Here is a 13,967-nt window from a genome sequence, read left to right on the forward strand (position 1 = left end):
GTTAGCTTAACAAAATTTGACGCGGCAATGTTTGGCCTATTTATGATAAAATGTTGCTGTGTTACGGTTGATTTTGGCGAGGTGAGACGCATTGAAAATTATGAACTATATGAACCTGAACCAGTACCCGGTCCAGCTCTCGTTCAGCCGCGACCGGACGGATGAATTTACGGACATTTTTCACGCACATCAGGGCATGGAGCTGCTGTATGTCCATCAAGGGCATGGCAATATCGTTGTCAATCAACAGATTATTGAGCAGGCCTCCGGCTATCTTGTCTTTTTTCGCCCTTTTCAGCTGCACCGCATTCATATGGAAATCGGCCCTGGCTCCCCTTATATCCGCTCCTTGTTCGTCTTCGAGCCTTCCGTGCTCGACAGCTTTCTCGCCCCGTTCGCCTCGCTGCAGCTGTTTTTCCGGCATATGTGGAAAAGCCCCGCCTGCCCGCAGGTATTTACCGGACTTCCGAAGGAACGGGTCGAGTGGCTGATGGACGATTACCGGCAGCGGCTCGCCGCCGTGCCGCCGGAAGAGCTGCTCGAGGAACAGATGCTGTTCCTTGTCGCCCTGCTGCAGCTGCTCAAAAGCTGCGAGGGATCGATTATGGTTACGGGTTCGCCGCTCAAGACGAAATCGACCGCGGCCGAGCTCGTGATGGAATGGATCGAGGAGCATTACATGGAAGAATTTCAGCTGGACCGGCTGGCCAAAGCGGTGCATTTGTCGCCGAACCATGTGTCCGCCGTATTCCGGCAAACTATCGGCGCGAACATTACCGAGTATTTGACCGCCCGCCGCATCCGCCAAGCGTGCTGGCTGCTGAAAACGAGCGACATGTCCGTGCAGGAAATCGGCCGGTCGGTCGGGCTGAGCAATTTCTCCTATTTTTGCCAGCTGTTCAAAAAGCATGTCGGGCTGAGCCCTTACCGGTTTAAAAAGTCCGAAGCGCCGCAAAGCACCCGCGCGCATGCGGGCATTCAGGAGCGATTGCCGCTTCCGTAAGCGATCGGCTCCTGGGAGATCGGCCTAAAAATAACATTCGCACTGGCGGTCCAGAGCGTACACAGAAAGCAAGGCGCTAAAAGTGAACGGCCCCGATCTGGCGAAAAGCTGCTTTGTGGAGGTTAAACGGAGAGCAGACAGCTACGAAATGGGACCTGGTCCTGCGTATTCATTCACGCAGCGGCGGCGCTTGTTTGGATTTACCCAGCGCCGCTCTCTCGAGGCCGCAGCGTAACGGACTGAGAAACCGTTATTCGGCCCGATTTCTGCTTATCGGGGTTGTAATGGACTGGAGAAGCGTTATACGGGCCGCCAATCATTGATTTGCACCTCTTGCTGCGAAATAGGGTCTCCTCGGTCCGTAACATTTTGAAAAACCATCATTTGGCCGCAAATAAGGAATCTGGGGTCCGTTACGGTAATAGTGCCGTTCGATGGACATGGATGGTGCGATTGTACAGAGCTTTACAGAGGTTTGTGGGGTTGCCGGGGTTGCTGGGGTTGCCGGGGTTGCCGGGGTTGCTGGGGTTGCSGGGGTTGCSGGGGTTGCCGGGGTTGCTGGGGTTGCKGGGGTTGCKGGGGTTGCSGGGGTTGCCGGGGTTGCTGGGGTTGCTGGGGTTGCTGGGGTTGCTGGGGTTGCGGAGATTTACCGAACTTTGGTTACTTTCGAATCTTGTACAAAAGGTAGTACTGCCAATGAGACCGCCTGTAAGAAACTGCCGCAAACAGGTGATGCAATCAGACGCGCAAAACAGGCCGACGCCAATAAATGAACATAAACGGCTGCGGCGTCATCGGGAGCGGATACGCGTTTATCAAGGTGATGCATAACGACAAAGAAACCTCCAAGCCCGCTCAATTACGCGGTATCGGAGGTTCTTCGAGTTGGCAAGCCTGACAAAATTGGCAGTACTGACGCTGCTCTGACAATTAAATCCATTCGCAAACATGCTTTTCAAGCAAAATTTTGCGGAGGGATCATTTCATATGGAGCGTGCGGTCGAGAGACGTCATGCAGCACCGCGCGCTGGAGCTGTATGCGGTACGAAAACGAATCGGGCTTGGGGCCGAAACCGAAAACCAGGTTACCAATTCACCCGCAGCCCCAGCTTGCCCATATCGTCAAAAAAGCTCGGACATGTCTTGGAGACGCAGCCGGGATCGCGCAGGCGCAAGCCGCCCGCCCGCGAACCGATCAAGGCGAGCGACATCGCCATCCGGTGATCGTCGTACGTGTCCAGCGCTTCCGCAGGCGGCTGCGGCATACCCGGATGGACGGTCAAACCGTCCCGGTGCTCCTCCGCCCGGATTCCGAGCCGCGTCAACGATTCGCAGATCGCATGAATCCGGTCGCATTCATGCTTGCGGATATGCTCGACGTCCGTAATCGTAATCGGAGCGTCGGCGAACGGGGCGATGGCGGCAAGCGTCGGCGTCTGATCCGACATTTCCTTCATACTGATCGTAAACCCGCCCTTGAGCGTCTCCGTTCCGCTCAGCTCGATCCCTTCTGAGCCGCAGAATACCCGGCATCCCATCCGCTCAAACACCTGCAGCAGACCGATGTCCGGCTGCAGCGTAGCGGCCGTCAAATTCGTGATCCGGATGCGCCCGCCGGTAAGCGCCGCATAAGCGAGAAAGTATCCGGCCGTGGACGCGTCCGCCTCCAGCTGAACGTCCTGCCCTTGATACCGCTGCGACTCCACGATAAACCGGTCGTAAGCCGCGTTATGCTCAACCGTAACACCAAACCGTTTCATCAGCTCGATCGTCATTCCGACATACGCATGCTGTACAATTTGGTCCTCTACCGTGATGACGGTACGCTGCCTGGCATAAGGACTGGCGATAAGCAGGCCGCTTAAAAACTGGCTGGACACCGCGCCCGACACCGTTACCTCCCCTCCCGCAAGGCCGCGCGCCGCGATGCGGACCGGCAGCCGGCCTTCGTCAGCCTCATACCGGATGTCGGCGCCTATGGCGTTCAGCGCATCGATCAACGGCCGGACCGGACGCTCGTTCAGCTGACTGCTGCCGGTCAGCGTCCAGCCGCCGGCGCTCCCGGCCGCCAACGCCCCGGGCAGGAAGCGGGCAATTGTGCCTGCCGCTCCGATATACAGGCTGCCGGACGGGGTCGGCCACTCTCCGCCGTTTCCCGCCAGTTCAACCGTGCCGCCCTCGACGCTGCAGCTGACTCCGAGCTTCCGCAGCGCGTCCAGGCACCAGTAGGAATCGTCGCTGCGCAATATGCCGCGCAGCGTCGAGGCTCCTTCGGCCAATGCGGCGATAATAAGAGCCCGATTCGTGTAGCTTTTGCTGCCCGATACTGCAATCGCCCCGTCGGGCGGCTCGGCCGGCGGGTGAATTTCCACTTCCCCGATATGTTGGAGCGCCGCCCACGGCGAGCGTGAGCCGGGCCCCGGTTCCAATCCGTTCATCGTCAACACCTCTTTTTCGAAGGGTCGGTGTTTTCCGCCGCTGCGCCGCGCAAATGCACCGTCATAAATAGAAATCCGGTGAAACCGAGGCGGCGGTGCATTCTCTCGAATTATTGCCTCCCTGGCTTCTGGCTTAAGCCCCCCTAGCTTGCATCGTCGGAGCCGTTAGCTTTATTATAGAGATGAAAGAGACATATAAAAAATAGAACTATTCCATATCATCCATAGAGAGGATCTATGTCATGAGCGCAATGGACCAATATAAAGTGTTTTATTACACCGTCAAATGCGGGAGCATTACAAGGGCGGCACAGGAGCTTTACATGACGCAGCCGAGCGCCAGCTATGCGATGAAGCAGCTGGAGGAGCAGCTTGGGGTGCGCCTGCTGGTGCGCAAGCCGAAAGGAGTGGAAATGACCGAGGAAGGGAAGGTACTGTTTCATTTTGTGGAGCAGGCTTACGGGCTTATTTTGGCCGGGGAGCGGAAAATCGACGAGATGAAGTCCGTGCTGAGCGGGACGATCCGGCTCGGCGCGAGCGACTCGCTGTGCAAAGCGTATTTGCTGCCGTTTCTGGCCGAATTTCATCGAAAAGCGCCCGAGGTGCGCATCTGCCTGTCCCACGGCAAAACCGAAGACATATTGAAGCGACTGGGCGACGGGGCGATCGACTGCGGCATCGTCCACCTGCCCGTCGACGACCGGATCCGCGTGCAGGCGACCCGGACGATTCAGGACTGCATCGTCGCGGGGCCGGAGTACGCCTCTTTGGCCCGGTCGCCGCTGACGCTGAAGGAGCTGACGCAGCATCCGTTCGTCATGCTGTCGGCCAACAGCCGGTCTCGCGCCTTTTTCCATGCGTTTCTTCGCACGTACGGTCTCGAGGTAACGCCCGATATCGAGCTCGGGTCGATCGATCTGCTGATCGAGTTTGTCCGCAAAGGGATGGGGATTTCGTTAATTACGAAAGATTTTATTCAAGACGATTTGGCCGCCGGGAGCCTGGTCGAGCTCAAGCTCGCCGAGCCGATCCCCTCCCGCTCCATCGGAGTGGTCACGTTGCCCGACGAAACGCTGTCCCGGGCATCGGCTTTTTTTGTCAGGGAGCTTGCGGCCCACCTCGAAGCGGTCGGAGAAAACGGCTTGGACTAGCCGCCCCTCTTATGTGAAATATCGCCGTCCGCCCTCAGCCGACGCCGTCGGGGACCGTGTCTTCCTCTTCGGCCATCGACGTCATACCGGATGCCCGGCGGTATTCCGACGGCGACATGCCGGTCTGCTTGCGGAACAGCCGGGAGAAATAATACAGCTCCATCCCGATCCCGTCAGCGATATCCGATATCGACATGTCGGTCGTGGCCAGCAGGCGGCGCGCTTTCTCCAGCCGCTTTTTGTTGACGTACATAATCGGCGATAAGCCCATCATCGACTTAAAATAGTTCATGAAATAATTCGGGTGAAAATGAACCAGCTTCGCCAATTCCTCTACCGACATCGATTCGGCCAGATGATTTTCGATATAGGAGAGCACGCTGTTAATTTTCGAATTGGTCGTCGTCACCGTCAGATGCAGCTCTTCCTCGGCGGACTGCTCGATATACCCGGAAATGATATCGAACAGGAGCGATTTGATCCGCAGCGGGGCCGATACCGCATTGCTGCCGTGCAGCTCGATCAGCTCCTGGAACTGGCGCTCCAGCTTCGACTCGTCCCGAACCTCGATCCAATGCGGCAGCTCAAGCATTTGAAACAGATTAATATCGCCCATCGTCGCCGAGAAATGGCACCAATATTTCCCCAGCGTATTGTCCGCGTTAACCGGCGAATACGACAGCTTCATGCCGGCGGGCAGCAAATACAGCTGGCCCCTGCGCGGACTATAGTCTTTGCCCCGAATATGAATCCAGCCCTCGCCCTCGCGTATAAAATAAAGCCGGTTCACATCCGTCATCATGTTGGTGGCCCGCCAATTATCCGCCGTTTTCGTATAGTGGGCGGTCTGCAGCGTAATTTGCGTATTTTCCAAATAGCTGCGAATGAGCTGCTGCTGCAGCTTATCGTGCTCCATGCGTTTCATCCCCTGTCTCTATACATCCGCAATTAGGCGCCGACGTTGGTTTAATCGCGCGATACCGGACGGACATGCATCAGCCCAACGATAACACCTTAGCATTGTGCAAATGTTTGCTACTATCATACATCCTCACGGGCCCGTTTGCATACTACAATATGTACAAATCACCGTTTCGAAACGCAGGACCATGAAGGAGGAAGCAAATCCAATGAGTGTGACCCGGCAGCAAATATTGATTTTGCATTTGGCGGATCCCGATCTCGAATCCCGTACGGTCGCTTGGGCGCTGTACGACAGCACGATTCCGAAGGGACAGCTGCAAATGAACACCGGCGATTCCAACGAGCCGCCTTATTCATCCGTACTGGATGCGATGCGGGAGGGCTGGAACGTCATCCAGCTGCCTTCGATGCCGATATTTTTAAGCGGCCGCGAGCATGAGCAGGGGCATCTGCCCTATGAATACGTTTTGGAAAGAAAGGTGACGATCGATGAGCAGCGTGGATAAGAAGCATCTCTTGACCGCCAGGCAAATGGCCGATTTTGCAATCAACGGTTACCTGAAGCTCGACGAGCTTGTACCGCAGGAGCTGAATGAGGCCGCCTACAAGGAGCAGCGCGAATTTCAGGGCAGCGGCTCGGTCTACTGGAACGAATCCAAGGTAATCCGCGATATTTTCGAGCTTCCGCAGGTGAAGGGCGCGCTGCAAAGCTTTGTCGGCCAATATCCGGTTTACGACCACTCGTTTATGCATATCGTGAGAGCCAAGCATTTGAAGGGGCAATTCTATCACGCCGATTCGGTTATCGACACCCGGCCGTTCGGCTACGATATTCAGGCGTTCTACTTCTCCCACGATGCGCCGGACGAAATGGGACCGACCCTCGTCCTGCCCGGCTCCCATCTCCGCAAGGTGAGCAACGGCAGCATCGCCCGCTACAAAAACATCGTCGGCCAAAAGCGCATGGTATCCAAGGCCGGTACGATCGGCTTCCTGCATCATGGCATTTGGCACTGCGCGCAGCCGAACTATACCGATCAGACGCGCTATGTGTTCAAGCTGCGATTGCGTCCCGGCCAAGAGCAGCGGGGCCTGTTCAATACCGACGATTACAACAGCCCGGAAGTGCGCGACATGTTCAAGAAGGCGTATCATCTGTGGTGCGGCGACGAGGCCCGCGTCAATCAGATTCAAATCGCCAAGTTTTGGCGCTTCCTGTGCGGCGACGATAAGGTCGACACGTCGTTCGAAGGCGCGCTGACCCGGATGGGCCAGTAGCCCGCAACGTTCGCGCGGTCCATAAGACCACCCTGTTTTTTAACTAAAAACAGGGTGGTTTTTTGCGATAATAGAGCTTACAATGGGATTTGATCCTACAACTGTCAGCAGGAAGGAGATTTGGGACCTACATGGCTCACGACGAACAAGCCCGAATCCGTTTCAGGCAATTGCTTGCCTTTTTTATCCCGCTTGGTTTTTCGGCAAGCCTCACGGCCTTATCGCATGTCATTATTAACAGCACGTTGGCCCGTGCAGCGAACCCCGAGCTTGTAATTGCCAGCTATGCGCTGCCGATGAGCATTATGTACATTACCGAGCGGCCTGCCCTCCTGCTCAGACAAACCTGCTCCGTTCTCGTCAGAGACCATCAATCGTTCCGGTCCATGGTGCTCGTTACCATCTATGTGCTGGGCTCCATTTTTATGCTCGATTTGCTTATCGGCTACTCCCCGCTCGGCAGGTTCGTGTTTACGCATCTGTTCGGCGCCGAGCCGGGCATGACCGACGCGATGGTGCAGGTATACCGGATCGCGATGCTTGTCACCGTATTTTCAGGCATCCGCTGCGTGTTTCATGGCATCATTATTTCGAATTTGCGGACCAAATGGCTCACGTTCGGCATGATCGTCCGTTTAACGGGCATGTATTTGCTGTCGCTTTATTTTATTAAAACGGATAGCGTGACCAGCGGCAAGGTCGGGGCGATCATCTTTTTGTTCGGTATGGTGATCGAAGCGGCCGTCAGCTTCCTGGAAGGGCGCAATCTGCTGAAAAAGGACATTCCGGCCAAGCTTAAGGATCATCCGGTCGATCGTCCCGGACATATTTTCAAATTTTACAGGCCGCTATTGTACTCCGCTTTCATCGCCGTGTTTATCGAGCCTTCGATCAACATCTACCTGGGCAAAACGAGCGATATCAAGCTCTCGATTGCCGCGTTTGCGGTTGCGGCCAGCCTGACGGAGCTGGTGCACAGCTTCTTCTCTTATATTCACCAGATCGTGCTTAACTTTTATCAAAAGGACGCCGCCGCCGTCAAACGATTCGTCGCCTTGCTCGCCCTGATGCCAAGCCTGTTCATGGCGATTCTCGCCTACAGTCCCGTCGGCGTTTTCTTTCTGGAGCATTTTATGGGCTTGAACGACCGGCTGATGCAGGAAGTGCTGTCGATTCTGCGCGTGTTCATGATCATTACCTTCGTCTATCCTTGGCTCGATTACTGCAACGGCCTGTTCATGCTGCGCAATCAGACGAAAGTATTTGTCTACTCGCAGCTGACGAACGTATGTACGGTGCTGCTTACCTTGATCACATGCGTCGCTTTTTTTCCGGGATGGAACGGCAAAATCGGGGCACTGGCCCAGTCGCTCGGAGCGCTTGTGGAAGTGACGGTGCTGCTGCTGGTGCTGGCCCGCTCGTCGCGCTGGGATAACCGGCTGCCATGGATCGCGAAGAAAGAAACGATGTAACGGTGGATGCATGTGGCGATGCTGCGGTGGTCGGTTGGTCAGCGACTGCCCGTTACGCCGTGTGTTCGAATCAAAGAGACTGCCGGAAAATGTCCGGCAGTCTCTTTGTCATATTTTCATCCTTCGGTCCATTTGCTTAACCCTTCACTCACTTCGCCGCCGGAGGGCAGAGCCGATATGGCCCCCTGCTTAGTGGTGGTAATAGCCGCAGCAATATTCGCGAAAGCGATTATTTCTTCTCGTTCCTGACAGGAAATATCATATATAGATAAATTCCGAATGTGAAGCTGATATAACAATGCTCCTATAAAAGCGTCGCCGGCCCCCGTCGTATCCAACGCGCTCACGGCATGGCCTTGCACTAATACATGATCCGTCTTTGTATGCCATACGGCCCCTTGAGCCCCACGCGTATAGATGACATGCTCAACATCACCTTGAAATAATGAAGCAATGGCTTCAACTTCATCGGTTATTCCGGTTATGAAGCTCAATTCCTCATCACTTATTTTAATTAAATGGGCCTTCGGCAAAAATTCCAGAATGGTATTGCGGCAATCCTCGGAACTGCCCCACAAGGGCAGTCGTACATTAGGATCAAAGCTGACAATACCTTTGTTTTCTTTTACGGCACGAATTGCTTTCCGATGTGCGTGCTTAACAGGAGCTTCGATCAGGTCCACGGAACAAAAATGCAAAATGTCGCCCACACCGAATTTAACATGAGCCACTTCTTCATCGTTTAGCAACAGGTCGGCACTTGGATTTCGGTAAAAGGAGAAATCTCTGTTGCCATCGAGTGTTAAACTGACAAAAGCCAGCGCGGTATTTGCTTCGCTCGTACGAAACACATACGAAACATCAACCCCCGCCCCCCTCATCGTTTCAACCAGAAAATCCCCGAATGCGTCTTCTCCCAGTTTGCCAATGAAGCTGGCTTTTCCGCCCAGCTTGGCGACTGCGCACGCCACATTGGCCGGAGCGCCGCCCGGAGCTTTTTCGAAGCTATTTACTTGCTTGAGCGGGACCCCTTTTTCGAGCGGGATAAAATCGATTAAAGCCTCGCCTATGGTAAATACTTGGGGCATAAACATGTTATTCCTCCACCGCAAGATCCCACTTGTTAAGCGTTACAACCTTGCATTCTCCCTTGGCATACAACTTGATGCCTTCTGCGCCTGCGTCAGGGTAGATTCTGCTCGTCATTACCTTCTCGCCGTCCTGTATAAACACCTCGATGGAGCACAAGTCCACGAAAATACGCAGCTTCAGTGTGCCTTCCGCCAGCTTGACAAAAGTCCGGCGCTCACCCCCCGGGCCTATTCCCGAGCGATTCCGGTTCATGATGAACAGCTGCTCCGCAACGGAATAAGTCAGGACAGTTTCATCTGTACCATTCGTACGGACCTTAAGTCCGAACTCCTGTGCATCCATGGCATCGATCACTACTTGAAGCTCGTAGCTGGTTCCGGCAAGCGCCGTTTCCCATTCGCCATTCAAGGTAACATCCCTTATTTCATTATGATTTCTTCGATATCGTTCGATCTCGGCTGCCGGTTTGAAATAGAGCCTTTCACCTGCAAGTTCAACTTCTCGGGGCAGCGTCATGGCTCCTGCCCAGCCGTGGCCGTCCTGCGTCGGCATCCCGGATTCCCACATATCCATCCAGGCGACTATAATCGTCCGCCCCTTACTGTCTTGCGTTGTTTGCGGCGCATAAAAGTCAAACCCGTAATCGATCGGGTAATACGTATCGTACTTGAAATTCCCGTTTTCCGTATTTAATTTGCCAATCATGTAAACGGTGGAATGCAAATTTTGAAAATCATTCTCTTGGGCAGGGACTCTTTGGGGTGACATGATAAGTACGTCGCTTGCACCCAGAGAGAATAAATCCGGACACTCCCAATTATCGCCAAGCTCTCCGTTGCCTTTCGCCATGACGCTTACGAATTCCCATTTGCGCAAATTCATCGAGCGATAAAGCAGAATCAACCCGTTGCCGCTGCCATCGTTGGAACCCAGGACAACATAATAGTTGCCGTCCCGCATGAACACCTTCGGGTCGCGGAAATCTTTCCTGCTGACTCCGGAAGGGACGTGATCAGAGGAGATGACGGGATTGCCTTCCCACTTTCTGAACGTAACTCCGTTATCCGATACCGCAATTCCTTGCTCTTGTACATAGCTGCCTTCCGCCCCCGTTTTCAGGTGGCCGGTATACATCAGCACCAACTTCCCATCGTACTCAATCGCGCTGCCGGAAAAGCACCCGTCTTTGTCGAACCCTTCGCCGGGAGCTAAAGCAACGGGCAAATATTCCCATCGCACCAAGTCCGTACTGACGGCATGGCCCCAATGCATATTATCCCATTTCGCGCTGTAAGGGTGATACTGATAAAACAAATGATACACATCGTTATAATGAATAAAGCCGTTCGGGTCGTTAATCCAGCCGTACTCGCCCATCAAATGGTAGTTCAACCTATAATCCGATCGTACAAGCAGCTTGTTCTCCTGAATGAACCGATCGGCTTGCTCTGTCGTAAATGCCATCAACTTTTCCTCCCTGATCATGAATGAATTTTATTCAACCCTTATTTCAGCCGCTCCCAATAGGACGTGATCTCTTCCGACCACTTTTCAATAATGGCCTGCGCCCCAAAGTTTTCAATCCGACGCTGGCCCAGCTTTCCTTCATATTCAACTAATTCCTCACGCATAGTCACAATGACCCCCTTATAGGCTGCATCATTTGCAAGATTGCAGGTTTCTCCGGGGTCGGCAGTCAGATCGAATAGCTGCTCCAGCCCTATTCGATTTCGCAGCGAATTCGGCGGAAGATCGCGGTCCCGTTCGTTCGGCATATACTCCATAACATATTTGTAACGGTCCGTCACGATGGCCCGCCCGTAATAATTGCTCTCCACATAAACGGATTTGCGCCAATCCACAACGTCATTACCTTCAATAAGCGGTCTGAGACTGCGGCCATGAGTCCCGTCCGGAGCCTCGACACCCGCATAATCGCAAATCGTCTTCATGTAATCAATCCCGGAAATGAGATGCTCCTTAATGGCTTTTCTTTTCGCGACAGACACTCCTTCGCCAAGGCATGCCGCTATGTAAGGAACCCGCAAGCTTTCCTCGTACAGCGTAAATTTTTGGAACATCCGGTGGGATGCACACGCTTCTCCATGATCGGATGTAAAAATTATGAGCGTGTTATCCTTATAACGGGTCTGTTCGAGAACATTCAACAAATTTCCGATTTCTCTGTCTACTTTTTCAATAAAACGATAATAATGCCAAATATAATAGCGCCACTGGATGTCCGACCATCTGGTTGTCGCTTTCCTGATCTTATCGTGAATCAATGCTCCGTCCATCCGGCGGCAAACGCGCTGTAATACCGTTTCATTTTCGTCATAAGAGAAGTTTTCCGGAAGCGGAGGCAATTCATCTTCATGAATAACGCCTAATCGGACAAGATCGGGAATATCATTGAACTCATGCGAATGTAAGTATTCGCAAATATCATGCGGATTGATGTAATTCACCTGTAAGTAGAATGGCTTTTTACTATTGTAACTCGTTAAAAAGTCTATAGCCGCATGAGTTGTGACATGATCGTAAACCTCAGCTCCACCTGCCATTATGTCGCGTTTGCCATTGTAATGCGTATGGAAGCTTTGCCTGACATCCCGCCCGTCGACATGCCATTTGCCGATGTGAGCCGCGTAATAGTTATTGCGATTCAGGTGAGCTCCAAGATCGGGGATGTCCTCACGCAAAATTCCGTCATTGAAAGGAACCCCCGTTTCACTGCTATACCGTCCGGTCATCCAGGTGGTCCTGGCAGGCGTGCACACAGGATCCGTCGAATAAGATCGTTGAAAAGTGACTCCATTCTCGCATAAACGGTCTAAATGAGGCGTATTTACATAACGATTACCGGCGGCGGAAAGCGCATGATATGAATGCTGGTCGGTGCTGATAAATAAAATATTCGGGTTACTCAAGGCTTGATTCCCTCCTGATCTCTAAGTACGTACGTAAATAACGTTGTCGTCATTACGACAACGCGCTGCTGCTCGTCTACCCACCAGTAGGAAGGAATAGTTCCGGTTCCATGCAAATAATAGCCTTGTATTCGCATCTTTTTTGTGCCTGAGCTCAAGATGTCCTCCTGCAGGTGTCCCAACCGTTGATGCGGATACAGCCGTTCCAGCCGTTCCAATAGCGCGAACTCCTGCACTCCGCCTTGTCCCGCTAGCACAGGAAGCGTATCAAAGAGGGTAAACTCGCTAATCAGCGGCTGCGAAAGCGGAGCCTGCCCTGCGGAGAAAGATGTGCCGGAACTGTGCAGTAATTTTACATCGGCTCTATCAGATTCCCTGAAAATTTGCCCTCTCAATGAATACGACTTAAACAAATCGTTGGATTGGATCGAGGCCGATAATTCAAATCTATCTTTCAGGCTGCGAAAATGATTGTCTTCACAGGAAAAGCTCAATTCCAAGGCTTCGCCGCTGGAAGAATCCTTTTGCCGGACATGATAGCTCCAGCCGTCCGCTTTTTTTCTGCGTTCGATACGGAGCTCTCCCAAAAGCAGCTCATCCATATTACAAATCCCTGGAAAATGATTGAAGGAATAGTTAGGCATGATAGCATAATGAATAACGCCGGGTTCCGGTTTCTTCTCTTCGATCATTTGGTTAAATTTGGTATAAAAATCAACTGTAGGGACATGATGCGACCGGTAATCAAAGCTCCAATTCAAATGGTTTTCCATAGTTCTCGTCTCCTGTCACTTACTCTATCTCTTACTTTTTACTTGTCTATCCTTCCTTGCCCGAGCCTTCCAGCATTCCTTTGATCATCATTTTATTGACGAACAAGTACATAATCAGAATAGGAAGCACACTTAATGTAGCCGCGGCCAAAACGATACCGTACTCCAGCGAGGCAGACGGATCGGCGATGCTTTTCAAGGCCACACTTACCGTAAACATCTCTTTTTTAGTTACCGCTATCAGAGGCCATAAAAAATCGTTCCATGAATTCATGAAGGTAAGAACAACTAATGAAACCAGAGCGGGAGTCAGAATAGGAAAAGCGATCTTGCCTAATATTTGCGTTTCCGTTGCCCCTTCGATACGCGCCGCTTCCATCAGCTCATTCGGCACACTCGTCACCGCAAATTGGCGAATCATAAAGATCCCGAAAGGCAAAGAGGCTTGCAGCATAGGCAGTATCAAACCTTGATAGCTGTTCGACCAACCAAATACCCGTATCATGAGATAGGTCGGAATCAGACGCGTCTCGAAAGGAATCATCATCGTAGCCAGCATTAACACGTACAGCACGTTTTTCGCCGGAAAATGATACTTGGCAAACGTATAGCCGGCCAGCAAGCAAAGGAAGGCTGCCAATATCGTGATCGAGATGGAAACGAACAAGCTGTTCAGCATATTTCGGATAAACGGCCAATCATCGATCAAAGCTGCATATTTATGAAAGTGAATTCCATTGCGCGGCCATAACGAAGGATTCAGCGATAAGATCTCAAAATTTTCTTTAAAGCTTCCAAGAATCATATATATAAACGGAAACAATGTAGCCAAAACCATGCCCCAAAGAATAGCGTAAAAGGGTATTCTATAAACGGTTCTCATGCAACGCCTCCTCCTCAGTCTGT

The 13,967-nt window shown here is 52.6% G+C and carries 12 protein-coding genes; 5 read left to right on the forward strand and 7 right to left on the reverse strand.

All coding sequences use genetic code 11. The annotated features are described in order from the left end of the window. The first annotated feature begins 100 nt into the window (after positions 1 to 100). Positions 101 to 1,003 carry an AraC family transcriptional regulator gene (locus tag E1757_RS20550; protein ID WP_133231742.1) on the forward strand — a complete coding sequence of 301 codons (903 nt, stop codon included), beginning with the start codon at positions 101 to 103 and terminating at the stop codon, positions 1,001 to 1,003. A gap of 1,085 nt (positions 1,004 to 2,088) precedes the next feature. Here the strand turns inward: E1757_RS20550 and aroA are convergent. Then, positions 2,089 to 3,441 (reverse strand): 3-phosphoshikimate 1-carboxyvinyltransferase, encoded by a 1,353-nt coding sequence (gene aroA, locus E1757_RS20560; RefSeq protein WP_133231565.1) that lies wholly within the window; start codon positions 3,439 to 3,441, stop codon positions 2,089 to 2,091. A gap of 242 nt (positions 3,442 to 3,683) precedes the next feature. Between aroA and E1757_RS20565 the strand changes: the two genes are divergently transcribed. Next, positions 3,684 to 4,592 (forward strand): LysR family transcriptional regulator, encoded by a 909-nt coding sequence (locus E1757_RS20565; RefSeq protein ID WP_133231567.1) that lies wholly within the window; start codon positions 3,684 to 3,686, stop codon positions 4,590 to 4,592. Between the two features lie 34 nt (positions 4,593 to 4,626). Here E1757_RS20565 and E1757_RS20570 read toward each other — a convergent pair whose 3' ends face one another. Continuing rightward, positions 4,627 to 5,508 (reverse strand): helix-turn-helix domain-containing protein, encoded by an 882-nt coding sequence (locus E1757_RS20570; RefSeq protein WP_133231569.1) that lies wholly within the window; start codon positions 5,506 to 5,508, stop codon positions 4,627 to 4,629. A gap of 214 nt (positions 5,509 to 5,722) precedes the next feature. On the opposite strand from E1757_RS20570, the gene E1757_RS20575 reads away from it, so the two are divergent. The 3 genes from E1757_RS20575 (at position 5,723) to E1757_RS20585 (ending at position 8,266) form a co-directional block, all read left to right on the forward strand. Next, a complete protein-coding gene (locus E1757_RS20575; protein WP_133231571.1) occupies positions 5,723 to 6,022 on the forward strand; it encodes a hypothetical protein in 300 nt (99 codons plus the stop codon). Then, complete coding sequence (locus tag E1757_RS20580) at positions 6,006 to 6,794, forward strand: phytanoyl-CoA dioxygenase family protein (RefSeq protein WP_133231573.1); 789 nt, start codon at positions 6,006 to 6,008, stop codon at positions 6,792 to 6,794. Before E1757_RS20575 ends, E1757_RS20580 begins: the two co-directional genes overlap by 17 nt. A 131-nt stretch (positions 6,795 to 6,925) precedes the next feature. Beyond that, complete coding sequence (locus tag E1757_RS20585) at positions 6,926 to 8,266, forward strand: multi antimicrobial extrusion protein MatE (RefSeq protein WP_133231575.1); 1,341 nt, start codon at positions 6,926 to 6,928, stop codon at positions 8,264 to 8,266. Positions 8,267 to 8,382: 116 nt separating this feature from the next. On the opposite strand, the gene E1757_RS20590 is transcribed toward E1757_RS20585, so the two are convergent. From E1757_RS20590 to E1757_RS20610, 5 genes are read right to left on the reverse strand one after another with little or no spacing between them, the layout of a single operon-like run. Then, positions 8,383 to 9,354, reverse strand: coding sequence for a carbohydrate kinase family protein (locus E1757_RS20590; protein ID WP_133231744.1), 972 nt, complete (start codon positions 9,352 to 9,354; stop codon positions 8,383 to 8,385). Between the two features lie 7 nt (positions 9,355 to 9,361). Further along, complete coding sequence (locus E1757_RS20595) at positions 9,362 to 10,822, reverse strand: glycoside hydrolase family 32 protein (protein WP_133231577.1); 1,461 nt, start codon at positions 10,820 to 10,822, stop codon at positions 9,362 to 9,364. A 41-nt stretch (positions 10,823 to 10,863) separates the two neighbouring features. Next, on the reverse strand, positions 10,864 to 12,288 hold the full coding sequence (locus E1757_RS20600; protein ID WP_133231579.1) for a sulfatase-like hydrolase/transferase: 1,425 nt from the start codon (positions 12,286 to 12,288) through the stop codon (positions 10,864 to 10,866). Then, entirely contained in the window at positions 12,285 to 13,061 is a 777-nt protein-coding gene (locus E1757_RS20605; RefSeq protein ID WP_133231581.1) for a hypothetical protein, read from the reverse strand. The genes E1757_RS20600 and E1757_RS20605 overlap by 4 nt, the downstream gene beginning before the upstream one ends. 46 nt (positions 13,062 to 13,107) lie before the next feature. Then, positions 13,108 to 13,944: a carbohydrate ABC transporter permease gene (locus tag E1757_RS20610; protein WP_133231583.1), complete on the reverse strand. Its 837-nt coding sequence runs from the start codon at positions 13,942 to 13,944 to the stop codon at positions 13,108 to 13,110. Between the last annotated feature and the right edge of the window lie 23 nt (positions 13,945 to 13,967).

This window comes from Paenibacillus piri, from assembly GCF_004354045.1.
Classification (GTDB): Bacteria; Bacillota; Bacilli; order Paenibacillales; family NBRC-103111; genus Paenibacillus_S; species Paenibacillus_S piri.

Bases quoted from the DNA above. Each gene is read 5' to 3' on its own strand.
- E1757_RS20550 (WP_133231742.1), top strand. From the start codon at position 101: ATGAACTATATGAACCTGAACCAGTACCCGGTCCAGCTCTCGTTCAGC.
- aroA (WP_133231565.1), bottom strand. From the start codon at position 3,441: ATGAACGGATTGGAACCGGGGCCCGGCTCACGCTCGCCGTGGGCGGCG.
- E1757_RS20595 (WP_133231577.1), bottom strand. From the start codon at position 10,822: ATGGCATTTACGACAGAGCAAGCCGATCGGTTCATTCAGGAGAACAAG.
- E1757_RS20565 (WP_133231567.1), top strand. From the start codon at position 3,684: ATGAGCGCAATGGACCAATATAAAGTGTTTTATTACACCGTCAAATGC.
- E1757_RS20575 (WP_133231571.1), top strand. From the start codon at position 5,723: ATGAGTGTGACCCGGCAGCAAATATTGATTTTGCATTTGGCGGATCCC.
- E1757_RS20590 (WP_133231744.1), bottom strand. From the start codon at position 9,354: ATGCCCCAAGTATTTACCATAGGCGAGGCTTTAATCGATTTTATCCCG.
- E1757_RS20580 (WP_133231573.1), top strand. From the start codon at position 6,006: ATGAGCAGCGTGGATAAGAAGCATCTCTTGACCGCCAGGCAAATGGCC.
- E1757_RS20605 (WP_133231581.1), bottom strand. From the start codon at position 13,061: ATGGAAAACCATTTGAATTGGAGCTTTGATTACCGGTCGCATCATGTC.
- E1757_RS20610 (WP_133231583.1), bottom strand. From the start codon at position 13,944: ATGAGAACCGTTTATAGAATACCCTTTTACGCTATTCTTTGGGGCATG.
- E1757_RS20585 (WP_133231575.1), top strand. From the start codon at position 6,926: ATGGCTCACGACGAACAAGCCCGAATCCGTTTCAGGCAATTGCTTGCC.
- E1757_RS20570 (WP_133231569.1), bottom strand. From the start codon at position 5,508: ATGGAGCACGATAAGCTGCAGCAGCAGCTCATTCGCAGCTATTTGGAA.